Genomic DNA, 20,323 nt, shown 5'->3' on the forward strand with positions numbered 1-20,323 from the left:
CCCACACCGGAGCGGAACCCTGGCCTCGATCCTGCTGCAGGCAGTGGTTGCCCCAGTGGAGACGGCCCTGAAGCAGCGCGCCGGGACGTAGCCTGCACCCCGCTGTCCTCGCTCCAGGGGAGGGTAAAGCGACGGAAACGGTTGAGTGCCGGGCGGTGCGGCGCAAGACTGTTGGCGTCGGGTGTATCCCCCCGCGTGCACCGAGCCGGCAGGCCGGCGGACTTTGAAAAGACAGGACGGACACCATGGAGCTAGTTCCGAACAATTCGCTTAAGTGCGCAACGCCGGAGGAAGGGCGGCAACTGGCCGTCAACCTGGCGCTGCAGACCGCCTTCGCCATTCAGCCGGACGGGCAGGTGGAGCACATCATCCGCGATGCCTATGCCAATAACCCGGACAGCATCATCGCTGCCTCACACGTGGTGGCCACGGAGTTCGCGACCGTTGCCGCCGCGAACAACTACTGGCGGTAGCCCTTCGGCCAGACCCTCAGGCCGCCCCGCCCCGACCGGCTAGGCGTACAGCCGGCTGAGGAACCGGGCGATAACGGCCGGGCGCTCCTGGCCCTCGATTTCGATGGTGAGGTCCGCGACCACGTGCAGGCCGTTGCCCTTGACCTCCTGGACATCGGCAATCACGGCGGACATCCGGATCCGGGAACCGACCTTCACCGGCGAGGTGAAGCGGACCTTGTCCAGACCGTAGTTGACCTTTGTCTTGACGCCCGTCACGTCAAACAGCTCGCCCCACATCGGGATCAGCAGCGACAGTGTCAGGAATCCGTGGGCTATCGGGGCGCCGAAGGGGCCGTCCTTGGCCCGCTCCGGATCCACGTGAATCCACTGATGGTCATCGGTGGCATCGGCAAACAGGTCTACCTGACCCTGTGTAATCTCGCGGTAAGCCGAGGTGCCGAGGTTCTTGCCGATGAGGTCCTTGACCTCTTCGAACGCTACGACGGTCTGGGCGGAGGCGGGTGCTTCAGTCATGGAAAACTCCTAGGTTGCTGGACGGATACGGCGGAACGTGTCAGGCGAAGGCGCTCTTGCCGGTGACTGCGCGGCCTACGACCAGCGCATTGATTTCGTGGGTTCCCTCGTAGGAATAAACGGCCTCGGCGTCGGCGTGGAAACGGGCGACGTCGGTGGCCAGGGTGATCCCGTTGCCGCCGACCACTTCGCGGGCCAGGGCAACGGTTTCCCGCATGTGCAGGCTGATCCACATCTTGGCCAGGGCGGAATCCTCATCGCGGAAAATCCCTTCCTGCTGGCGCTCCGCGAGGCCTGCCACTAGATTCAGGGACGCGGTGACGTTGCCCAGCATGCGGGCAAGTTTTTCCTGGACCAGCTGGAAGCTGCCCAGCGACCGGCCGAACTGTTCGCGGCTGCGCACGTACCGCAGGGCAGCTTCGTAGGCTCCGGCCTGGATGCCGGTGGCAATCCAGGCGACGTCGGACCGCATGGCCCGCAGCATCGCCGCGACATCCTTGAAGGAGTTCACGTTGCCGAGCCGCCGGGATTCAGGAACACGGACGCCGTCGAGGTAAATATCGGCATTCTGCATCATCCGCAGCGACGTTTTGCCGCGGATCTTCTCGAGCCGCACCCCGGGCGCTTCGCGGTCCACGAGGAACCCCTTGACCTGTCCGTCGGCGCCGTCCCGGGCGAAGACGGCCAGGTAGTCGGCAGTGAACGCCCCGCCTATCCACCGCTTGGCCCCGTCCAGGATCCACTCCTCGCCGTCGCGGCGTGCCGACGTCGCCAACCCGCCGGCAATGTCCGAACCGTGCTCAGGCTCGGTCAGGCAGAACACGCCGGTCATCTCAAAGGAGGTGATCAACGGGTCCCACTGCGCGAACTGCTCCGGCGTTCCGCCTACCCGGCAGGCTGTGCGGAAGAGCCCGGCCTGCGCGGTGTAGTAAGTGGCAAGTGAGGCATCGGTGCGGGCCAGTTCGAAGATCCGGAAGCCGTGGTAGAGCGCGCGGGGCTCGGCGCCGTCCGCGGTGAGTTCCTGAGGAACCATCAGGTTCAGCTCCCGCAGCGGGCCGTCCAGTTGGTACGGGAACTCCCCGGCCTCCCAGTATTCCGCCAGCAGCGGCCCGGCGGAGTCCTCCAGGACCCGCCGCAGGCGCCGCAGCGGTGCCTTTTCCGCCTCGGTCAGGCGCCCCTCAACGTTGAGCGGGTCGCAGTCGGGGTACAGGCGCGGCTCGGTCAGCAACCCGGTCATGCGCTTTCCCCTGCGCTGGCAGCGCCGGCAGCCGCGCCGGCCGCGGTATCCAGCCCGAGCAGGCGCACCGCGTTGTCCTTGAGGATTTTCGGGCGTACTTCATCCTTGAAGCTCTGCTGCTCGAAGGCACCGAGCCACTTCTGCGGGGTGATCAGCGGATAGTCGGTGCCGAACAGGACCTTGTCCTGCAGCATGGAGTTCGAGGCTCGGACCAGGGACTCCGGGAAGTACTTCGGCGACCAGCCGGACAGGTCCATCCAGACGTTGGCCTTGTGGGTGGCAATGGAGTTGGCCTCGTCCTGCCACGGCACGGACGGGTGCGCCATGATGACCTGCAGTTCCGGGAAATCCGCGGCGACGGCGTCGAGCAGCATGGGGTTCGAATACGCAAGCTTGATGCCGTAGCCGCCCGGCAGCCCCGCCCCCATGCCGTTCTGCCCGGTGTGGAACAGGGCCGGGACGCCCAGGGCGGAAATGGCCTCGTAGATCGGATAAAACTGCTGGTCAGAGGGATCAAAGTTCTGCAGCGAGGGGTGGAATTTAAAGCCCTTGACGCCGTAGTCCTCCACCAGCATCCGCGCCCGGTCCACGGCGCGGCTGCCCTGCAGCGGATCCACTGAACCGAAGGGAATCAGCACGTCATTGTTGCGGGCCGCTCCCTCGGCAATTTCCTCGATGGAGTTCGGTTCGTGCCCCAGCGCGGTGGTGGCATCCACGGTGAAGACGACGGCGGCCATCCGCCATTCGCGGTACCGCTCGGCGATCGTGTCCAGGGAGGGGCTGCGGTCTTCGGCTTTGAAGTACTTGGCGGAAGCCTCGGTGAGGGCTGCGGGCAGCGAGGCGTGGCCGTGGTCGGAGCACTCGATGTGCACGTGCATGTCGATGGCGTCCAGGGACGCGAGGTCCAGGCCGTATTCATAGCGCATAGCGGTTTCCGTCCCTACCGGGCCTGCGGTTCAAGTTCTTCGGGCAGCGGAGGCATCTTCTCACCGACGGGCTGGAGGTTTCCCTCGATGAGCGCCGGGAACTGCTCGCGCAGGGCCTCAAACGTCCAACCGCCCTGACGGTATTCGGTGACCACGGGTACCGGGTGGGAGAAGATCTGCAGTCGGTCGCCGCCGGCACCGATGACCTGCCCGGTGATCCCAGCCGCGTCGTCGGAGGCCAGATATGCGACCAGCCCGGCGACGTCGGCCGAGGTGCCGAAACCCAGGTCCTTGCGGAAGAAGTCCGGCATCGGCTCGCCGCGGTGGTCCGCCTCGACGGCGGCGCGGAAGTAGGGGACGGTCTCGGTCATGGCGGTGGCGGCCACGGGAATGACGGCGTTGGCGGTGACGCCGGCCTTGCGCATTTCCAGCGCCCACGTGCGGACCATACCCACAATGCCGGCCTTCGCCGCGGCGTAGTTGGTCTGCCCGAAGTTGCCGTACTGGCCGGTGGGGGAGCCGATGGTGATGATCCGGCCGGCCACGTTGTTTTCCTTGAAGTACCGGTAAGCCTCGCGGGCGCAGGTGAATGTTCCGCGCAGGTGGACCTGGATCACGAGGTCAAAATCTTCGTCGGTCATCTTCAGGAGCGACTTGTCCCGCAGCACACCCGCGTTGGTGACCATGATGTCCAGGCGGCCGAAGGCGGCTAGTGCGCCCTCCACCAGGGCGGTGGCGGCTTCAGTGGTGCCCACCGGGGCGACGACGGCGACGGCCCGGCCGCCGGCGGAAGTAATCATTTCGACGGCGCGGTCGGCCGTTTCCTGGACCACGTCATTGATGACGACGGCGGCACCCTGGCGGGCGAGTTCGGCGGCGTAGGCCAGTCCGAGGCCCTGGCCGGAGCCGGTGACGACGGCGACCTTTCCGGCAAGTGCACCAGTGGAATCGTTGGTCATGGGAAGCTCCTTTGCTTGGGCCAGCCAGCAGGTGGTGTGACTGCGGCCACGTTGCGGGACTGGATCCATTCCACGGCATACCGTTGAAAAAGTCAACAGTTATGATCCTCATTTATTGGAAGCCGCGTCCGTCTCCTAGGATGGGGTCCTACCGTGCCCCTGCCGAAGGATCAAACACTCCATGAGCACCTCCCCTGACGGCGTTGCCGACGCAGCGCGCTTCGCCGCTACCGATCTCGGTGCCGAACCCGTGTTCCTGATGGCGCGCGCCGCGTCCATCGGGTCGGCGGAGGCCAACCGACGGCTGGCCGACCTCCGGCTGAAGGTGCGCCACTACTCGGTGCTGTCCCTGGCCTGCAGTGGAGCGGCGCCAACGCAGCGGGAGTTGAGCCAGTTCCTGGTGCTGGACCCCAGCCAGATCGTGGCCATCGTGGACGAGCTGGAGCGCCGCGGCGCCGTCGAACGCCAGACCGATCCCCGGGACCGCCGCTCAAAGGTCATTGTGCCCACCGAGGATGGGAGGGCCCTCTACGCACACGCGCGGGAGGTGGTGGATGGTGCCACCGAAACCTCGGTGGCGCAGCTCTCCGCCGCCGAGCAGGGCGAACTGCGCCGGCTGCTGCAGAAGGTGGCGTTCTAGGCAGCGCCCCGGCCCCGCAGCACCCTTTCGTTATATGCGTCAAGGTGCATATATGGCGCCCTGCTGGTTCGGAGCCTGCGCCGGCATCTCCGTGCCGCTGGCCCTCAGCGGCTTTTAAGAATTCTCAAAGAAACAAGTTCGAGGATAGAACTGTCAGCGAACCACTTACGCGGAGGTGAAACAGCACCATGGGTATAGGCAGCGGAGCTCGGAAAGTCATCGCATGGGGCGGCGGCGCCCTTGCCGGTGTGGGCCTGCTGGTTGCCAGTTTCTTTGCGGGTACCGCTGTGGCGGACAACCCGGAGTTTGAGCAGGCCGGCTCCACCACCCAGGAACAGGACGCCGGGGACAACGAGAGCCGGGATCTGTTCGACGAGCAGGACGAGCAAGACACTCAGGACGAGCAGGACACCCAGGACGAGGAGGGCCGGGACGCCGACGCCGACGCCGACGGCCGCGACGGTGACCGCCACGGCGACGGACGGGGTCCCGACCGGGAGGATGCCGAGGGGCCGAACCAGGACCAGGGCACCGACGGCGAGGAGGAACAGGATCCGGACGGCCAAGGTCCCGACCAGAAGGACCAGGACGCCGAGGAGGGTGAAGGCCGCGACGACGGCGGCCGCCACCACGGCCGGCACCATGACGGCCCCCGCGACGGCGACGGCGGGCCGGATGAGGACCGGGAATCCGAGAGCGAAAGCGGTGACGGATCGGCCCCAGCGTAGTCCACGCAGCTCGAAGGGCCGGGTGCGGTGGCACCCGGACCTTTGTGTGTGGAGCAACCGAACAACCACATCGAAGCAGTGCGCTCGGGCTCTTCGGAAACCAACGTGCGGTTTTCGGTATCCTGCCGCTCGCTGGAGTGGAACCATGGCAAAAAAGGCCGGTGGACAAACCGATCAGGAATCAAGAAGCGCCCTCCGTCCGCCCGTCGGTAGCGTGAGGAAACACCGGACAGGACAGCAGCAGGGGAAGCATTCGATGAGTGTCGTATCAGCAGCCGTGGACAAGTACGGGGGATCCAGCGGGTCGTTGGAAAACTCCCGCCAGCTGGCGGACCTTGCCCGGCTGCGGCGGGTACGGGACCGGATCGACCGCGAGTATGCCAAACCTCTGGACGTCGAAGCACTCGCCCGCGGAGTATTTATGTCCGCCGGCCACCTCAGCCGCCAGTTCCGCCTGGCATACGGGGAGTCCCCGTATTCGTACCTCATGACCCGGCGCATTGAACGGGCCATGACCCTGCTCCGCTGCAGTACCTGGAGTGTCACTGACGTGTGCTTTGCAGTGGGGTGCTCCTCGGTGGGTACCTTCAGCACCCGGTTTACCGAGCTGGTGGGGGTCCCGCCGGGAACCTATCGGCGGCTGGCGGCAGAGCAGGGGCTGGAACTGCCGGGGTGCGTGAGCCGCACGGTGCAAAGACCGATCAGGAAAGGGCGGTTTTCGCCGCCCCGGAGAGGGTGAGTCCGATGGATATCTCCATCAATGCTGTATTTCTTCCCCAGACCGATCCCGATGCTTCGCTGGCGTTCTACCGCGATGTGCTGGGCTTCGAAGTGCGCAACGACGTCGGCTACGGCGGCATGCGCTGGATTACGGTAGGTCCGCCGGACCAGCCGGGAACCTCCATTGTGCTGGAACCGCCTGCAGCGGACCCGGGAGTCACTGACGCCGAGCGCAGGACCATCGAGGAAATGATGGCCAAGGGCACCTATGCCGGGATGCTGCTGGCAACGGCCGATCTGGACGCGGCGTTCGAGCGCGCCGTCGCCGGAGGAGCGGAGGTGGTCCAGGAGCCCATGCAACAGGATTGGGGCGCCCGGGACTGCGCTCTGCGGGACCCGGCCGGCAATCAGCTGCGGATCCAGGAACTGCGGTAGGCCTCCGGCACTACTCCCGGCGCGGCTCAGGCACCAGGTCCAGGAGGTGGGTCTCCACGTAGTCCAGGGCCAGGCGCACCGCACCGGTGGGCACCAGCATGGTGCCCAGGTTCGAGACGGCCACCCGGGGCGGTGTCACCACGTACCGGTTCAGCTCACGCGTCATGGCGGGCAGCAGGGCAGTGGCCGACGCCGCCACCGCGCCGCCGATTACGATCAGCCGCGGATCGAAGAACGAGGACACCAGTGCCAGTACCCGGGCCATCCGGCGGGCAATCCGGTCCAGGATTTCTTCGGCAACCGGGTCTCCCGCCTCGGCCGCTTCGAACACCAGCCGGGCCGAGGCGCGGTTGGTGTCCGGTCCCACGAGTTCGCGGATCCGGCCGTTGTGCCCTTCCTTCAGTGCGGCGCTGCCCCAGAGGCGGGCGAGCTTGGCAATGCCGTCTTCGTTGCCCACCCCTTCCACCAATTCCAGTGCACCCATCGCGCCGGTGCCGCCGGACGCGCCGTGCAGCAGGCGGCCGGACTCGATGATGCCACTGCCCAGGCGCTCGCCGGCCAGGATCACCGCCAGGTTGTTTTCGCCCGCGCCCACCCCGCGCCAGCGTTCTGCCAGCGCCGCGAGCTTGGCATCGTTTTCCACGAGCAACGGCCAGCCGCGGGAATCGCTGAAGATGGAGCTCAGCCCGAGATCGAACATCGGCGCCACCTCCTGTCCCGGGGCGACGTCGCCCGCGCCGGTCACCTGCGCCGCAATCCCCATCCCGGCGCACAGCACGGCCGACGAGGAAATCCCCGCGTCCTGCAGGGCGGCATCGACGGCCTCGGTAACCACGCGCCGTCGTTGTTCCGGTTCTCCGCCGTGACGCGGGAACCGGGCCTCCGATTCTCCGACGACGGCGCCCGCGAGGTCGGCGACCAGCACCCGGACGGTGGCGATGCCGACGTCGAGCCCCAGGACGTACCCGGCACTCTCATTGAATTCGAACCGGCGGGCGGGCCGGCCTTTCTGCCGATCGATGCGCGGGGAATCCGTTTCCCGGGCCCAGCCACGGGCAATCAGATCGTCACACACGGCAATTACGGTGGCGCGGGTCAGGCCGGTGGCGTTGATCAGGTCGGTGCCCGTGGCGGAGGGGGCAGCACGGAGCACCTCCAGCACGGCGCGCAGGTTGGTGCGGCGCAGCAGCTGCGGAGTGTTTGCGGAGGCGTCCATGGAAGTGGCCTTTGACGTGTGGCGGTAATAACAGCATAATTATAGGAGACAATAAATTTAGTTCCTAAATTTAGTTTCAGCATCAAGGAGGCACCAGTGACGGTACGCGTCGGAATCAACGGTTTTGGTCGGATTGGCCGCAACTACCTGCGGGCAGCCCTGCAGCACGGCGAAGGGTTCGAGGTTGTCGCGGTTAACGACCTCGGCGACCCCGCGCAGCTGGCCCACCTGCTCAAGTACGACTCGGTTGCCGGACGCCTGGCCGAGAAGGTCACCGTCGAAGACGGAAACCTCGTGGTCGGCGGCCACACCATCAAGGTCTTCGCTGAGCGCGATCCGGGCAACCTGCCCTGGGCCGACCTCAACGTGGACATCGTCATCGAATCCACCGGCTTCTTCACCAACGCCGAGGATGCCCGCAAGCACATTTCCGCCGGTGCCAAGAAGGTTCTGGTCTCCGCACCGGCCAAGGGTGACGCGTTCACCGTGGTTATGGGCGTGAACGACGGTGACTACGACGCCGAGAAGCACGACGTCATCTCAAACGCTTCCTGCACCACCAACTGCCTGGGCCCGCTGGCCAAGGTCCTGAACGATGCCTTCGGTATCGAAAAGGGCCTCATGACCACCGTGCATGCCTACACCGCAGACCAGAACTTGCAGGATGGCCCGCACAAGGACCTGCGCCGCGCCCGCGCCGCAGCCCTGAACATGGTTCCGACCTCCACCGGTGCCGCCAAGGCCATCGGCCTGGTCCTGCCGGAACTGAAGGGCAAGCTGGACGGCTTCGCCATCCGCGTTCCGGTCCCCACCGGTTCCGTCACGGATCTGACCGTCACGCTGGAAAAGGAAGCCGCGGTCGAAGAGATCAACGCCGCCTACGCCAAGGCCGCACAGGATCCGCGCTGGGCCGGCATCCTCACCTACACCGAGGATCCGATTGTTTCCTCCGACATCGTGGGCGATCCGTCCTCCTGCATCTTCGACTCCGGTCTGACCCGCGTTATGGGCAACCAGGTCAAGATCGTCGGCTGGTACGACAACGAGTGGGGCTACTCCAACCGCCTGGTCGATCTGACCGGACTGGTTGCTTCCAAGCTCTAATAAGCACCAAGCAACAACGCACGACGGCGCCGCGCCGGACTCCCTGCGAGTCCGGGCGGCGCCGTCGTCGTTTAATGTGCAGGTCGCTGAAACAGGGGTAAGTCGAAAAGAAAACCGGGGGAACCGTGAACCATTTCCGGTGAGCGGGCATTACAAGGTGTGAACACAGACAAAGAGATTGTGGAGCGGTCGCGCAGCGGCCCCACCATATTCGGGGAACTCTATGACCGGCACGCGCCGGACATCTACCGGTACGCGGCCCGCCGTGCCGGCGACTTTGCCGCCGAAGACGTGATGGCGGAAACCTTCCTGATCGCCTTCGAACGCAGGGCAGATTTCGAGGGGCCGTCCGAGGCCGTGCGGCCTTGGCTCTTCGGCATCGCCACCAACCTCCTGCGCCGGCATCACCGCGCCGAAGCGCGGATGCTGCGGGCCTTGGCCCGAAATGACGGCCGCGGGCATTCCGCGGACGGGCTGGAAGAAGTCGACGCGAAAGTGGATTCCGAAGGTGACCGGTCCCGGATCGGGGCTGCACTGCACGCGCTGACGCCGATCGACCGGGAAGCCATCCTGCTCTACGCGTGGGCGGACCTGACCTATGAAGGGATCGCCACTGCCACCGGCGTGCCCATCGGCACAGTCCGCTCTCGCATCAACCGCGCCCGGCGCAAGCTCCGGACGGCCCTCGGCTTTGCTCTTTTCGACGAAATGGACAGTGATCATGGACGAACTGCACCTGCTCCGCGCCACGCGTAACACCACCGGAACAGTACCCCCGGCTGTCCTGGCCGCGGGGCGGGAGAAGCTGATGCAAAGGGCAGCCGGAGAGCGCGAGCCGGCACCGGTGCTGCACCCCGTGCGGCCCTGGCGCCGCACTCTGTTTGCTTCCGCCGCGGCTGTGGCACTCGTCGCGACGCTGGTGGCGGTCGACGTCGTCGGAGCCGATGAACGCCCGGGTGCGACGGCGGAGGCGGCCCTAGTGCTCGACGCTGCTGCGACAGCCGCGATCAACACGTCTGATCCCGTAGTCCAGCCAGGCCAGTACCTGAAGATCAAAACCACCGGCGTGATAATGATGTTCGAGCCTGGGCCGACGGGAGAGGCCACTGACCGCTGGCTAGCCAGTATGGACCGGCAGATGTATGTGCCGGCGGATAGGACCGGGGAATGGGTCTGGACCTCGGAACCCAGCGCACCGGTGCGGTTCTTCGGCGAGGGTTCGCGGCAGGCGTCCGAGAAGATGGCGGAAAGGCGGGCCTTCGGAATGCCGATGGACGGCGAAGTATTGCGTGCACCCGGCGGGCAATGGGGCGGTTCCGACTGGTATGTCCTCGACAATTTGTCGCTGAACGAGGTGATTGAAAGCGCACCCCTCAACCCGGACGAATTGTTGAACATGCTTTATGAACAAACAAAGGGCAGAGGATGGAACACAGATGCCGAAGCCTTCACGGCTGCCTCAAACATCCTACGAACAGGTGTGATTCCGGCTAACCTGCGTGCCGCACTCTACGAAGCTATTGCCCTAATCCCAGGGGTGACCGTGGTGGACCGCGAGGCCACGTTGGACGGGCGGACCGGAGTCTCCCTGGGAATGAAAAGCAGCAATTACCGGGCCAGGATGGAAATCATCATCGACCCGGAGTCCGGCCAAGTGATCGGCGAGCGAGAGGTGCAGCTCAGGGAGGACAAAGGGGTCCCGGCGGGCACCGTGACTGGGTGGACGGCAATCACAACCTCCGTAGTGGATTCAGCGCCCTAGTTGTACTGACCGGCCACGCATCGACGACGACATGGGCGTTCTTCAGCCGACGGCGTGGTGTGAGGGCAGCGTTTGGGTGCGTCATGAATTCCCTCGGAGGCGGAAAGGGGCCAGCCGGATTGTGCTGGCCCCTTTGTGCGTGCAGTTCAGCTGGTTCGAGAAGCCGCTGATGCAATGACCTCGGCAAGGTCGCGGGGACGGCTCCACATCGGCCAATGTCCCGTCGGGAGGTCAACGACGTCGAGGTGCTGGATGTTCGCGACTTCGGCAAACATGGCATGGCCTGAGCGGGCCAGCTCCAGCACCTGCGCGCCCGGAATCGAGCAGCACACCAAGGTGGTCCGGACCTTGCGGCGGGCATCGTTGGTGAGTTCGACGGGCTGGCGAAGGACGGGGCCGGGCTCAGGGACGGCCCGGGACCGAAAACGCTTGAGGACCTCTGCGTCCAGGCCTTCGAGGCTCGCCTGCTGTGCCAGGACGTCGAGGGATGGAAGCCGAAGCTCCTCCAGCCCCGCCGGGAGGTCCGGGGCGAAGACGCTTCCCGCCGCCACAGGGCCGGAGTCGACCCACACCACCCGATGAACACGCTCAGGGTGCCGGTCAAGGACAAGGCTGACGGGGTAGTTCGCCCCGCTGTGGGCGACGATAGTCACGGGCTGATCTTCTCCGAGCCGGGCGACGACGTCCAGGATTGCTGCGGCTTGATCGTCGAGAGTCTTCGCCGCTCGCTCAGGATCGTCCCCGTCGAGGCCTGGCAGCGTCATCGCGATTGCACGCGGGTTGTCGGTGTTCAGGTGGTCAAGGACTTCATCCCATGCCCAAGCGCCCAGCCAGTGGCCGGCGATGAATATGATTGAGGGACTGCTCGTAGTAGTTGTCATATCCCTACCCTCGTAGCCGCTATGGGCAGGTGTATGTCACTATTTGTGGCATGAATTTGATCCGGGCTGACGGGTGAAGCGCGCAGAACGGCTCCATGCCCTGTCCGAGATGCTGCGCCGCAATGGATCACGGGGGAGCTCCGCCGAGCGGCTGGCCAGAGAGTTCGGCGTGTCCGTACGCACGGTCAAGCGAGACCTCGCTGCGCTCGAGAACAGCGGCGCGCCCGTATGGTCGCGCCCGGGTCCGGGCGGTGGCTACGGATTGGCCGTGGGCGCGTCGCTGCCGCCCGTCAGCCTGTCCCCGGCGCAGGCCGTGGCGCTCCTGGCGGCCGTGTCCGCTGCACCCGATGCCCCCTACGCCGATCTGGCAGCCGCCGGCATCCAGAAGATCCTGGACGTCCTCGATCCCGGAACCCGAGCAAGAGCCGACGAGTTGGCCGGCCGCGTCTGGGTCAACGCGGTTCCCCCGTCATCGCGCACAATCAGGTCGGCACTGGAGGAGGCGATGGCCGAGCAGCGGGTAATCCGCATTCGCTACACATCGAGAGATGGAACCACGACCACCCGCGACGTCGAACCCGTGCTTTTCGCCTCCACGAACGGCCAGTGGTACCTAGTTGGGTGGTGCCGGCTGCGCAACGCAATGCGCTGGTTCATCGTGTCGCGCATCGAGCGGGCCAGCATAACCAAGACGGCTTGCGGCGGCCATACCATCCAGGAGGTCGGGGAACCCCCTGCGAACGCCAGACCGGTGCACGGCCGGGGAGGGTGAGTCGCTCAGCCAATCGCTCCGCTAAGCATCCCTGGTTACCGGAACCCCTTGCGGGACCTCTCGATTGTCGATAAGTATTGATTGTCCTTCAATCGACGTGGTCCCGTAGGGAGAGCGTGATGGGAAAAGCAACCATCCTGGCTTTGCGGATCGTGCTGGTGCTGGTGTTCCTCGGCACCCTGTTTGTGCAGGCCGTGCTGGTGCCGCTGTTCGGCGTCGACCTGGCCGAGGCAGGCGCCGAAGCCGTCCGTGTGCCGGTCCTGGTGATTGTGGTGCTGGGGATCCTCGCCTTTCAGGCCTGCCTGGTCTGCGTCTGGCGGCTGTTGACCATGGTCCGGCGGGGAACGGTGTTTTCCTCGGCGGCCTTCCGTTATGTGGATGTGGTGATTGGCGCGCTCTCGGCGGCGGCCCTGCTGCTCTTTGCACTGGGGGCCGTGCTGGCACCGGGAGAAGCAGTCGCCCCCGGCATCGTCCTGCTGATTGGCGGCATGGGGGTGACCGTTGCGGCCGGCGCCCTGCTGGTGCTGGTGATGCGGGCGCTGCTGGCGTCCGCCGTCGACACCGCGGCCGAAGCCAGCCACCTGCGCGCAGAACTCGGCGGGGTGATCTGATGCCGATCGTTGTGGACATCGACGTGATGCTGGCGAAGCGCAAAATGCCCGTGGGCGTGCTTGCCGAGCGGATCGGCATCACCCCGGCGAACCTGGCCGTGCTGAAGAACGGCCGCGCCAAGGCGGTGCGGTTCACCACCCTGGCGTCGTTGTGCGAGGTACTGGACTGCCAGCCCGGGGACCTGCTGCGCTGGGAGCCGGAACCGGACGGAACGGTTGCGGTGGACGACCGCACGGACGGAATTGGGGGAGTGTCGCAGCGGGACACTGTCGGGCGGCCCGGGCCGTAACGTTTACTGCTGCCGGTGCTGCTCCATCTGCTGGGCCGCCCTGCTCCTGCATGAGCAGCTGACCTGGGCCACCGTGCTGGGCGGGCTGGCCGTCATCCTCTGCGCCGGCGTCGCCGTGCGGACCCGCGGACGGAAGGCGCCGCCGTCGTCCGCCTGACCGGCACGCGCCGGGCCAGGCTCAGGGCCAGGAATCCTCCTCCTCGTGGCAGATCAGCATTTCGCGGACCTCGCAGCCGGCGGGCTGGGACAGGGCAAACAGGATGCCGTCGGCCACCCGGCGCGGATCATTGAGGCGTGAATCGTCCTGCGGCCGGTACTGCTCGGTGCGGTCGTCGAAGAACCGCGTCTTCATGCCGCCGGGAATCATGGTGGTCACACCCACGCGGCCGCGGGTCTCGGCGGCAAGGGCCCGGCTGAAGCCGATCACTCCGAACTTGGAGGCACAGTACGCCGTCGCATCCGAGACGGCCTTGAGCCCCAGTGTGGAGGCCACGGTGATGACGCGGCCGTGGGAGGCGGCCAGATAGGGCAGTGCGGCGCGGACCACGGAGACGGTGCCCAGCAGGTTCACGCCGATGACCTTCTCCCATTCCTCCGCCGCCACGTCTTCAAGCCGGCCGCAGCGGTCAATGCCGGCGGCGGTGACCACGGCATCGAGTCCGCCCAGGATCTGCGCAGCCTCCTGGACTGCCGCTTCCACGCCGGCGCGGTCAGCCACGTCCACCTGCACGGCCTTGACCTCCGTGACGGCGCTGATATCGCGGTCCAGCACCACCACGCTGCCGCCGGCGGCGGTCACGGCGGCGCTGACGGCGGCACCCAGCCCGGAGGCCCCGCCGGTAACCAGCACCCGGCCGGTGAACACCGCGGGAAGGGGAAGTGTTTGGAGGAGGGGGTCCGGGACCGGCACAGGATCGGGAACAGGATCCGGCAAAGGACCGGGGAGGGCGACCGGCGCGGGGGCCACGGGGGACAGGCTCATGGGAATTCCTTTCAACGGAACGGAACGGAACGGAACGGGTAGGGGCAGCGGAAACAGGGAGCGGCTTGCTCAGCCGACCTTCGCCAGCGCGGAGGCCAGTGCGGTGGTGGAACGGGCGGGATGGAAGGGGACGGTGACGGTTTCCCCGCCCCAGGATCGGATCAGCGCGGCCTCCGGGAGCTGGTCTTCGCGGTAGTCGCCGCCCTTGACCCAGATGTCAGGGCGCAGCCGCTCCAGCACTGCCGCCGGGGTGTCCTCCTCAAAGACCAGGACCCCGTCCACGCATTCCAGTGACTGCAGCAGTTCCGCCCGGTCCTCGGCACCGATGATCGGGCGCTGCTCACCTTTGAGCCGCCGGACGGAATCGTCGGAGTTCAGGCAGACAATCAAACAATCGCCCAGCCCCCGGGCCGCCAGCAGGGTGCGGGCATGTCCGGCGTGGAGCAGGTCGAAGCAGCCTCCGGTGGCCACCACGGTTCCGCCGCGCTCCCGGACCCGCGCCGCCGTCGCCATCGCGTCCGGTGTCCCGCTGATGAACATTTGCAGGGGGTCCTCCGCCTCCAGTCCGGCCACGCCGCCGGCGGCCAGGAAGGAGGCCGCCGCCTGCACCGCGGCTTCAGCGGCGGTTTCCAGCCCGTCGCCGTCGAGCAGCCGCACGGTGAGGGAAGCGGCAAACCGGTCACCGGCACCGCACGTGTCCTCCGCGGAGACCTTCGGGGCGGGAAGGATCTGCGCCAGGCCCGCGGCGGGAAGTGCCAGCGCGCCCTGCGCCCCCATGGTGAGCACCACGGATTGGCTCTGCCACCGGGTGAGCAGCTTTTCCGCCGCGCGAAGTGCCGCCGGAACCCCGCCCGGTGCCTCCCCGGCAGCGGACAGGGCCTCGGCGAGGTTCGGTGTGACAGCCGCGACCCCGGGCACCGGATCAGCCCCGGCCGGATGCGGGTCCCAGACCACGGGAATACGCTGGGCCAGGGTTCCCAGCAGGTCCCGGAGGGCCGGATTGGCCGTGAGCCCGCGGCCGTAGTCGGCGACCACCACTGCATCGGCTGCCGCGACCACGGACAGCATCTGTGCAGTGACCGCCGGGACCGGGGCGGGGGAGCAGCCCTGGTCGAAGCGGACCACGGCGTGGGTGCCGGCCCGGATCCGCGTCTTGACCGGGGTGGGCGCCTCGGACGGTCCGCAAGTCAGGGGGATGCCGGCCAGCGCGGTCCGCAACTGTCCGGACGCGTCGTCGTCGGAGAGCACCGTCACCAGGTGGACCCGCCGACCGTCCCGTTCCAGCAGGCGTGCCACCAGGCCCGCTCCACCTGCCCGGCGTCCGACGTCGTCCACATCCACCACGGGTACCGGCGCGTCGGGGGAGAGGCGCCGGGCCGAGCCGGAAATGTCCGTGTCCAGCAGGACATCACCCACCACAACGATTGTCTTCACGCGGTTCCTCCTGCATTGGTGAGCCGTTCGATTTCGGCGTCAAAGGACCGGCAGAGGGCATGCAGGGCCACCAGATGGGCCTCCTGCGCATTTGCTGCCGGCGCATCAATGGCAATGAAGTCCTCGCAGGCCGCCGCGAGCGGATTCGGCACCCGGCCGGTCAGGGCCCAGGTCCGCAGCCCTGCACCGTGCGCGGCCTGCACCGCGGCCAGCAGGTTGGGGCTGGCGCCGCTGGTGGAGAAGAGGATGAGCACGTCGCCGGGCCTGCCGTGGCCCTGCACCTGCCGGGCGTAGAGCTGGTCGAAGCCGTAATCGTTGGCGATGGCCGTCACGGCTGAGGTTTCGGCATGCAGGGCGATGGCGGAAAACGGGCGCCGCTCGCCGTCGAACCGTCCCACCAGTTCCGCGCTCAGGTGCTGGGCTTCGGCCGCGGACCCGCCGTTTCCGGCGGTCAGCAGCCGGTGCCCGGCAAAGAGGCGGGCCGCCAGCTCAAGGCCCCATTCCGTCAGGTGCCGGGCCTGACGCTGGACGGAGAGCAGGGCGGGCTGCGCCTGGGCCAGGTGGTCCAGCACGGCCTGCTCCGGCCCGACGACGGGAGCGGTGACGGGGGATTCGATGCTCACAGCGCCTTCCCTCCCAGCGGCTGCAGCCGTCCGGGCCGCGCGGCGGCGCCCAGGGCCAACTGATAGGCCTTCTCCGTGTCCAGTGCCACCCGGTCCCAGGAGTAGCGGGCGGAGGCACGCTGCTTGCCCGCTGCGCCGAGCCGCCGGGCGTAGCGGGGGTTCTGCAGCAGCTCGGAGAGCGCGGCGGCCAGGGCGGCCGGATCCCGGGGCGGCACATGGAGGCCGGTCTTGCCGTGGACCACGGTGTCGATCAGCCCGCCCACTGCGGAGGCCACAACGGGCACTGCGCACGCCATCGCCTCCAGCGGCACGATCCCGAAGGGTTCATACCAGGGCGCACACACCACGGCATCGGCGCTGCGCAGCACCGCGGGCATTTGCTCGCGCGGAACCTGGCCCCGGAGCAGCACCCGGTCCGCCACACCCAGGGAGCGGGCCAGGGCCAGCAGCCGGCGGGCCTCCGGATCCGATTCCAGTCCGGCGCTGTCACTGGAACCGCCGACGATCAGCAGCTCCACATCTTCCAGGCCCTCGTCCCGCAGCAGCGCCAGGGCGCGGATGGCCAGGTCCACACCCTTGCGCGGCACCAGGCGCCCGACGGCGGCTATCCGGTGCCGCCGTCCGCGCGGTTCCGCCGGCCCGGTGGAAGAGAAGAGGGACAAATCCACGCCGCAGGGCGCAATGGAAATCCGGTTGGTCGGCACCCCCATGGCCTTGAGTTCAAAGACCTCGTCCGAACAGGTCGCCAGCACCCGGTCCGCACGCCGGCCCACGGAGGGCTCAAGCCAGGCCCGTTCCGGCGGGGACGTGTCCTCGGCGCCCTGATGCCGTTTTTTCACGGTGCCCAGGGCGTGGAAGGTGTGGACCACCGGCACGCCCTCGTCCCCGGCGTTGCGGGCCGCCTCCAGCGAGGCGAGGCCGGACATCCAGAAGTGCGAGTGCACGACGTCGGGCGGTTCGGTTCCCCAGTCGGCGAGGACGCCGTCGGCCAGCTGTCCCATGTACGGCAGCAGGTCATCCTTGGGCAGCGGCAGGGCCGGACCGGCGGTCACATGCACTACCTCCAGGCCGTCCTGCACCTGCACCCGGTCCGGGAGCCCGGGATCGTCCCGCCGCGTGTACACCTGCACGGTGTGGCCGCGGGCGGCCAGCGCCACGGACAGCGCGGCCACATGCACGTTCTGGCCGCCGGCATCCACGCCGCCCAGCGCGGCCAGCGGACTTGCGTGTTCGGACACCATTGAGATTCTCACTGTTGCCCCCCTCCTGTTGATGCCGGTGCGGTTCCCGCCGCCGGATTGAACGATGCAGCGGAAACCGCCTGGGTCAGCAGGTCCGCGAAGAGCGCGTCCCAGTCGGACAGGAACCGGTCCAGCCCGTACCGGGACAGCGCCGCCGCACGGGCTGCCCGGCCGCAGATGCGTGCCCGCTCGGGCTCGGCCAGGAACATCCGCACCGCCCGGAGCAGCTCCTCGGGATCGTTGCTGGCCACCCCCGCCTCCGGCGGAACCGCCCGGACCGCTTCGGTGGTTGCAAGGGCCAGGACCGGCAGTCCCAGATGCATGGCCTCAAGCAGGGACAGCCCCAGCGAGGTCCAGCGCATCGGGTGCAGGTAGGCCCGGCAGCCGGCCAGCTCCCGGTGCAGCCTGGTCACCGGCAGGTCGCCGCGGATCAGCAGCCGGTCTCCGCCCAGCACCCCGGGCGGCCGGTCCGTGCCCATCCCGAAGACTTCCAGCGGTGCGGTCCGGGCAAACTGCGGCAGGAGATCGGTGCCGGCCACCCGGCTGCGGCGGACCGGCTCGTTCACCACCACCCCCAGATGCGGGCGCTCCCCGGTGTAGAGGTAGCCGGGGTCGGGGATGCCGTGTTCGATCACCCGTACCGGTGCCCTCCCGTTATCCCAGAACAGGCGGTTGAACTGCGTGACATGCACAACCGGGATGTCCGTCCGTCCGGCCAGCGGATGCCGGGTCTCGGGCACGTTGCCGCGCGGGGTGTTGTGTTCCAGATACACCGCCGGAATGTCCCGGCCGGGCCGCCGGCCGAGCAGACGGGTGCAGGCCTCGATCTCCTCGGGACGCTGCAGCAGCACAACGTCGATCTGCTGGGCACGCAGATCTTCCGGCGCCACTTCCACGACGGATTCCGGCCAGGGGCGGCCGCCGCGGCCCAGCCCCCAGCCGTCCCGCGCCGGGGTAGCCGGCAGCAGGTATTCGTGCGCGCCGCGGACAAACGCCTCCATCCAGCCGCCGTGCACGTGCCACAACAGGATCCTCATCGGTGCCTCATTTCGCGGTGGGTCTGCAGCGACGGCACACCGGTGACCAGGCGCTGCACGGCTTCCACCACCTGCTCGGGGGAAACACCGGACAGGCAGGGATGCCCGGGCACCGGGCAGATCCGGGCACGGGTTCCGCTGCAGGCAGCGTGCTGGTTCCCCAGCAGTTCCAGCGGCACCCGGTAGGGCGCCCACCGGATGGCGGGCACCACGGGCGCGAAGAGGCTCACCACCGGAGTGCCTGTGGCGGCCGCCAGATGGGCCGGTCCGGTGTTTCCAACCACCACCGCATCCGCTCCGGCCAGGACCGCCGCCAACGCGGCCAGATCGGTGCGTCCGCCCAGATCCAGGCCGGCCACGGCCGCCACCGTGGCGGTCAGCTCCTTCTCCCCGGGGCCGCCGGTGACCACCACGCGGAACCCGGCGGCGGTGAGCAGCTCGACGGCGGCGGCATGGTGCAGCGCCGGCCAGGCCCGGGCCGGCACCGCAGCGCCGGGATGCACCACGATGTAGGGTCCGGTGCCCACCAGATGGGAGACATCGGGCAGCGGTCCCAGCCGCAGCCGGCCGTCGTCGCCGGCGGGAAGCGGAAAACCTGCGGCGGCAGCGATCCGCAGCGCACGCTCCGCCTCCGGCTGGTCTTCGGGAAAGTCCTCCCCGGGTTTGAGCCGGTGGGTCAGCAGCGCCCCGGCGTAATCCGTGGAGGCCGCCGTGATCGTTCCTACCCCCGCTTCCTGGAGCAGTAGCGCCAGGGGAAGCGGGGACTGGTGGAAGGACGTGAGGATCACCGCTTCATCGGCCCGGGAGGCGGCGACTACCTCCCGCAGGTCCTGAAGCAGGGCGGGGGAGGGGGCCGGAGCGGGATTCAGAATCCAGGGACAGGACCACTCGAGTACCTGTGTGACGCCGGGCAGCAGCCGCCCGGCTTGCGCACCCTGCGGTCCGCACAGCAGGACCGCTTCCACACCCGGAGCCGCGGCCACCGCCCGGACGGCAGGTCCGGCGAGCAGCACGTCGCCGGCCCCGTCGAGCCGAGCTACGAGTACCCGGCGGCTCACCCGGGACCCCAGAGCAGGTCAACCGCACCCGCGAGGTCCCGGGCCACGAACTTTGCCGCAGCGGTTTCTTCGGCCCGGGTCACGACGGTGGGCACCAGAACCCCGCGCGCCCCGGCTGCGGCCGCAGCCCGCATATCGATACCGATATCGCCGATCACGGCTACTTCCACCGGATCGAGTCCCAGGCGCCGGCTGGCCCGCAGCACCATGCCCGGCCGCGGCTTGCGGCAGATGCAGCCGAAGCCCGGAGCATGCGGGCAGATTTCCCAGACGTCGAACGGGCCCAGCAGATCTTCGACTGCTGCGTTGACACCGGCTACCTCGTCGGCGGAGAGCAGTCCGCGGCCGATGCCGGACTGGTTCGTGATGACCCCGATGGGCACGCCGCAACGCCGCAGCCCGGCCAGCACCTCGGCGGCGCCGGGCATCGGCCACACCCGCGCCGGGTCCGCGTTGTAAGGCACGTCAACGATGAGCGTGCCGTCCCGGTCAAACAGAACGGCACGCGGCGGCGGCCGGAAGATTCCCATACCGCATCTGTTCCCCGCCGGAAGGGGAACTAAACACCGCGCGAATCACTTCTTTGCCATCCGGAACCGCCGCCCCACCCGTATCCCGCGGCACAATCTTCTGGCAGGATGTGGACGTTCTGGCAGGAGTCGACCCGACCGGAAGGAA

The 20,323-nt window shown here is 67.8% G+C and carries 24 protein-coding genes; 11 read left to right on the top strand and 13 right to left on the bottom strand.

What is annotated here, in order from left to right; all coding sequences use genetic code 11:
* Nucleotides 1–245 precede the first annotated feature (245 nt).
* Entirely contained in the window at nt 246–473 is a 228-nt protein-coding gene (locus NNX38_RS01390; protein WP_229951171.1) for a hexameric tyrosine-coordinated heme protein, read from the top strand.
* A 39-nt stretch (nt 474–512) separates the two neighbouring features.
* Here NNX38_RS01390 and NNX38_RS01395 read toward each other — a convergent pair whose 3' ends face one another.
* The 4 genes from NNX38_RS01395 to NNX38_RS01410 are packed head-to-tail and all read right to left on the bottom strand — an operon-like array spanning nt 513 to nt 4,111.
* The gene (locus NNX38_RS01395; RefSeq protein ID WP_255796368.1) at nt 513–989 is read right to left on the bottom strand and encodes a MaoC family dehydratase; all 477 of its coding nucleotides are present in this window, start codon (nt 987–989) and stop codon (nt 513–515) included.
* Nucleotides 990–1,029: 40 nt separating this feature from the next.
* Complete coding sequence (locus NNX38_RS01400; protein WP_255796369.1) at nt 1,030–2,226, bottom strand: acyl-CoA dehydrogenase family protein; 1,197 nt, start codon at nt 2,224–2,226, stop codon at nt 1,030–1,032.
* Nucleotides 2,223–3,152 carry an amidohydrolase family protein gene (locus NNX38_RS01405; RefSeq protein ID WP_255796370.1) on the bottom strand — a complete coding sequence of 310 codons (930 nt, stop codon included), beginning with the start codon at nt 3,150–3,152 and terminating at the stop codon, nt 2,223–2,225. The genes NNX38_RS01400 and NNX38_RS01405 overlap by 4 nt, the downstream gene beginning before the upstream one ends.
* A gap of 14 nt (nt 3,153–3,166) precedes the next feature.
* Nucleotides 3,167–4,111 (bottom strand): SDR family NAD(P)-dependent oxidoreductase, encoded by a 945-nt coding sequence (locus tag NNX38_RS01410; RefSeq protein WP_255796371.1) that lies wholly within the window; start codon nt 4,109–4,111, stop codon nt 3,167–3,169.
* Between the two features lie 181 nt (nt 4,112–4,292).
* On the opposite strand from NNX38_RS01410, the gene NNX38_RS01415 reads away from it, so the two are divergent.
* The 4 genes from NNX38_RS01415 (at nt 4,293) to NNX38_RS01430 (ending at nt 6,634) form a co-directional block, all read left to right on the top strand.
* The gene (locus NNX38_RS01415) at nt 4,293–4,751 is read left to right on the top strand and encodes a MarR family winged helix-turn-helix transcriptional regulator (protein ID WP_255796372.1); all 459 of its coding nucleotides are present in this window, start codon (nt 4,293–4,295) and stop codon (nt 4,749–4,751) included.
* A gap of 188 nt (nt 4,752–4,939) precedes the next feature.
* On the top strand, nt 4,940–5,479 hold the full coding sequence (locus NNX38_RS01420; RefSeq protein WP_255796373.1) for a hypothetical protein: 540 nt from the start codon (nt 4,940–4,942) through the stop codon (nt 5,477–5,479).
* A gap of 256 nt (nt 5,480–5,735) precedes the next feature.
* The gene (locus NNX38_RS01425) at nt 5,736–6,218 is read left to right on the top strand and encodes a helix-turn-helix transcriptional regulator (protein WP_255796374.1); all 483 of its coding nucleotides are present in this window, start codon (nt 5,736–5,738) and stop codon (nt 6,216–6,218) included.
* Nucleotides 6,219–6,223: 5 nt separating this feature from the next.
* A complete protein-coding gene (locus NNX38_RS01430; protein ID WP_255796375.1) occupies nt 6,224–6,634 on the top strand; it encodes a VOC family protein in 411 nt (136 codons plus the stop codon).
* A 10-nt stretch (nt 6,635–6,644) separates the two neighbouring features.
* Here the strand turns inward: NNX38_RS01430 and NNX38_RS01435 are convergent, their stop codons facing one another.
* Nucleotides 6,645–7,850 carry an ROK family protein gene (locus NNX38_RS01435; protein ID WP_255796376.1) on the bottom strand — a complete coding sequence of 402 codons (1,206 nt, stop codon included), beginning with the start codon at nt 7,848–7,850 and terminating at the stop codon, nt 6,645–6,647.
* A 96-nt stretch (nt 7,851–7,946) separates the two neighbouring features.
* Between NNX38_RS01435 and gap the strand changes: the two genes are divergently transcribed.
* From gap to NNX38_RS01450, 3 genes are all read left to right on the top strand, one after another.
* Complete coding sequence (gap, locus tag NNX38_RS01440; RefSeq protein WP_255796377.1) at nt 7,947–8,954, top strand: type I glyceraldehyde-3-phosphate dehydrogenase; 1,008 nt, start codon at nt 7,947–7,949, stop codon at nt 8,952–8,954.
* Nucleotides 8,955–9,113: 159 nt separating this feature from the next.
* Nucleotides 9,114–9,710, top strand: a complete 597-nt coding sequence (locus NNX38_RS01445; protein WP_255796378.1) for an RNA polymerase sigma factor — start codon at nt 9,114–9,116, stop codon at nt 9,708–9,710.
* Nucleotides 9,676–10,716: a CU044_5270 family protein gene (locus NNX38_RS01450; RefSeq protein WP_255796379.1), complete on the top strand. Its 1,041-nt coding sequence runs from the start codon at nt 9,676–9,678 to the stop codon at nt 10,714–10,716. Before NNX38_RS01445 ends, NNX38_RS01450 begins: the two co-directional genes overlap by 35 nt.
* 146 nt (nt 10,717–10,862) lie before the next feature.
* On the opposite strand, the gene NNX38_RS01455 is transcribed toward NNX38_RS01450, so the two are convergent.
* Nucleotides 10,863–11,597 carry an alpha/beta fold hydrolase gene (locus NNX38_RS01455; RefSeq protein ID WP_255796380.1) on the bottom strand — a complete coding sequence of 245 codons (735 nt, stop codon included), beginning with the start codon at nt 11,595–11,597 and terminating at the stop codon, nt 10,863–10,865.
* A gap of 73 nt (nt 11,598–11,670) precedes the next feature.
* Here NNX38_RS01455 and NNX38_RS01460 point away from each other — a divergent pair, with 73 nt between their 5' ends.
* The 3 genes from NNX38_RS01460 to NNX38_RS01470 all read left to right on the top strand — a co-directional run bounded on the left by NNX38_RS01460 (nt 11,671) and on the right by NNX38_RS01470 (nt 13,270).
* Nucleotides 11,671–12,369: a WYL domain-containing protein gene (locus NNX38_RS01460; protein WP_255796381.1), complete on the top strand. Its 699-nt coding sequence runs from the start codon at nt 11,671–11,673 to the stop codon at nt 12,367–12,369.
* Nucleotides 12,370–12,488: 119 nt separating this feature from the next.
* Nucleotides 12,489–12,980, top strand: coding sequence for a DUF2975 domain-containing protein (locus tag NNX38_RS01465; protein ID WP_255796382.1), 492 nt, complete (start codon nt 12,489–12,491; stop codon nt 12,978–12,980).
* Nucleotides 12,980–13,270, top strand: a complete 291-nt coding sequence (locus tag NNX38_RS01470; RefSeq protein ID WP_255796383.1) for a helix-turn-helix transcriptional regulator — start codon at nt 12,980–12,982, stop codon at nt 13,268–13,270. Before NNX38_RS01465 ends, NNX38_RS01470 begins: the two co-directional genes overlap by 1 nt.
* 178 nt (nt 13,271–13,448) lie before the next feature.
* Here NNX38_RS01470 and NNX38_RS01480 read toward each other — a convergent pair whose 3' ends face one another.
* The 7 genes from NNX38_RS01480 to NNX38_RS01510 form a co-directional block, all read right to left on the bottom strand.
* Nucleotides 13,449–14,252, bottom strand: a complete 804-nt coding sequence (locus NNX38_RS01480; protein ID WP_255796384.1) for an SDR family oxidoreductase — start codon at nt 14,250–14,252, stop codon at nt 13,449–13,451.
* Between the two features lie 69 nt (nt 14,253–14,321).
* Entirely contained in the window at nt 14,322–15,686 is a 1,365-nt protein-coding gene (rfaE2, locus tag NNX38_RS01485; protein WP_255796385.1) for a D-glycero-beta-D-manno-heptose 1-phosphate adenylyltransferase, read from the bottom strand.
* Nucleotides 15,683–16,309: an SIS domain-containing protein gene (locus tag NNX38_RS01490; RefSeq protein ID WP_370646350.1), complete on the bottom strand. Its 627-nt coding sequence runs from the start codon at nt 16,307–16,309 to the stop codon at nt 15,683–15,685. Before NNX38_RS01490 ends, rfaE2 begins: the two co-directional genes overlap by 4 nt.
* On the bottom strand, nt 16,306–17,562 hold the full coding sequence (locus tag NNX38_RS01495) for a glycosyltransferase (RefSeq protein WP_255796386.1): 1,257 nt from the start codon (nt 17,560–17,562) through the stop codon (nt 16,306–16,308). The genes NNX38_RS01490 and NNX38_RS01495 overlap by 4 nt, the downstream gene beginning before the upstream one ends.
* Nucleotides 17,559–18,587, bottom strand: a complete 1,029-nt coding sequence (locus NNX38_RS01500; protein ID WP_255796387.1) for a glycosyltransferase — start codon at nt 18,585–18,587, stop codon at nt 17,559–17,561. Before NNX38_RS01500 ends, NNX38_RS01495 begins: the two co-directional genes overlap by 4 nt.
* Entirely contained in the window at nt 18,584–19,645 is a 1,062-nt protein-coding gene (locus NNX38_RS01505; protein WP_255796388.1) for a glycosyltransferase family 9 protein, read from the bottom strand. Before NNX38_RS01505 ends, NNX38_RS01500 begins: the two co-directional genes overlap by 4 nt.
* Nucleotides 19,642–20,175 carry an HAD-IIIA family hydrolase gene (locus NNX38_RS01510; protein WP_255796389.1) on the bottom strand — a complete coding sequence of 178 codons (534 nt, stop codon included), beginning with the start codon at nt 20,173–20,175 and terminating at the stop codon, nt 19,642–19,644. Before NNX38_RS01510 ends, NNX38_RS01505 begins: the two co-directional genes overlap by 4 nt.
* Between the last annotated feature and the right edge of the window lie 148 nt (nt 20,176–20,323).

The sequence above is a fragment of the Arthrobacter sp. zg-Y238 genome (genome assembly GCF_024385525.1).
Classification (GTDB): domain Bacteria; phylum Actinomycetota; class Actinomycetes; order Actinomycetales; family Micrococcaceae; genus Arthrobacter_B; species Arthrobacter_B jinronghuae.

Coding starts and splice junctions, on each gene's coding strand:
- NNX38_RS01390 (WP_229951171.1), top strand. CDS start 246: ATGGAGCTAGTTCCGAACAATTCGCTTAAGTGCGCAACGCCGGAGGAA.
- NNX38_RS01395 (WP_255796368.1), bottom strand. CDS start 989: ATGACTGAAGCACCCGCCTCCGCCCAGACCGTCGTAGCGTTCGAAGAG.
- NNX38_RS01400 (WP_255796369.1), bottom strand. CDS start 2,226: ATGACCGGGTTGCTGACCGAGCCGCGCCTGTACCCCGACTGCGACCCG.
- NNX38_RS01405 (WP_255796370.1), bottom strand. CDS start 3,152: ATGCGCTATGAATACGGCCTGGACCTCGCGTCCCTGGACGCCATCGAC.
- NNX38_RS01410 (WP_255796371.1), bottom strand. CDS start 4,111: ATGACCAACGATTCCACTGGTGCACTTGCCGGAAAGGTCGCCGTCGTC.
- NNX38_RS01415 (WP_255796372.1), top strand. CDS start 4,293: ATGAGCACCTCCCCTGACGGCGTTGCCGACGCAGCGCGCTTCGCCGCT.
- NNX38_RS01420 (WP_255796373.1), top strand. CDS start 4,940: ATGGGTATAGGCAGCGGAGCTCGGAAAGTCATCGCATGGGGCGGCGGC.
- NNX38_RS01425 (WP_255796374.1), top strand. CDS start 5,736: ATGAGTGTCGTATCAGCAGCCGTGGACAAGTACGGGGGATCCAGCGGG.
- NNX38_RS01430 (WP_255796375.1), top strand. CDS start 6,224: ATGGATATCTCCATCAATGCTGTATTTCTTCCCCAGACCGATCCCGAT.
- NNX38_RS01435 (WP_255796376.1), bottom strand. CDS start 7,850: ATGGACGCCTCCGCAAACACTCCGCAGCTGCTGCGCCGCACCAACCTG.
- NNX38_RS01450 (WP_255796379.1), top strand. CDS start 9,676: ATGGACGAACTGCACCTGCTCCGCGCCACGCGTAACACCACCGGAACA.
- NNX38_RS01455 (WP_255796380.1), bottom strand. CDS start 11,597: ATGACAACTACTACGAGCAGTCCCTCAATCATATTCATCGCCGGCCAC.
- NNX38_RS01465 (WP_255796382.1), top strand. CDS start 12,489: ATGGGAAAAGCAACCATCCTGGCTTTGCGGATCGTGCTGGTGCTGGTG.
- NNX38_RS01470 (WP_255796383.1), top strand. CDS start 12,980: ATGCCGATCGTTGTGGACATCGACGTGATGCTGGCGAAGCGCAAAATG.
- NNX38_RS01480 (WP_255796384.1), bottom strand. CDS start 14,252: ATGAGCCTGTCCCCCGTGGCCCCCGCGCCGGTCGCCCTCCCCGGTCCT.
- NNX38_RS01500 (WP_255796387.1), bottom strand. CDS start 18,587: ATGAGGATCCTGTTGTGGCACGTGCACGGCGGCTGGATGGAGGCGTTT.
- NNX38_RS01510 (WP_255796389.1), bottom strand. CDS start 20,175: ATGGGAATCTTCCGGCCGCCGCCGCGTGCCGTTCTGTTTGACCGGGAC.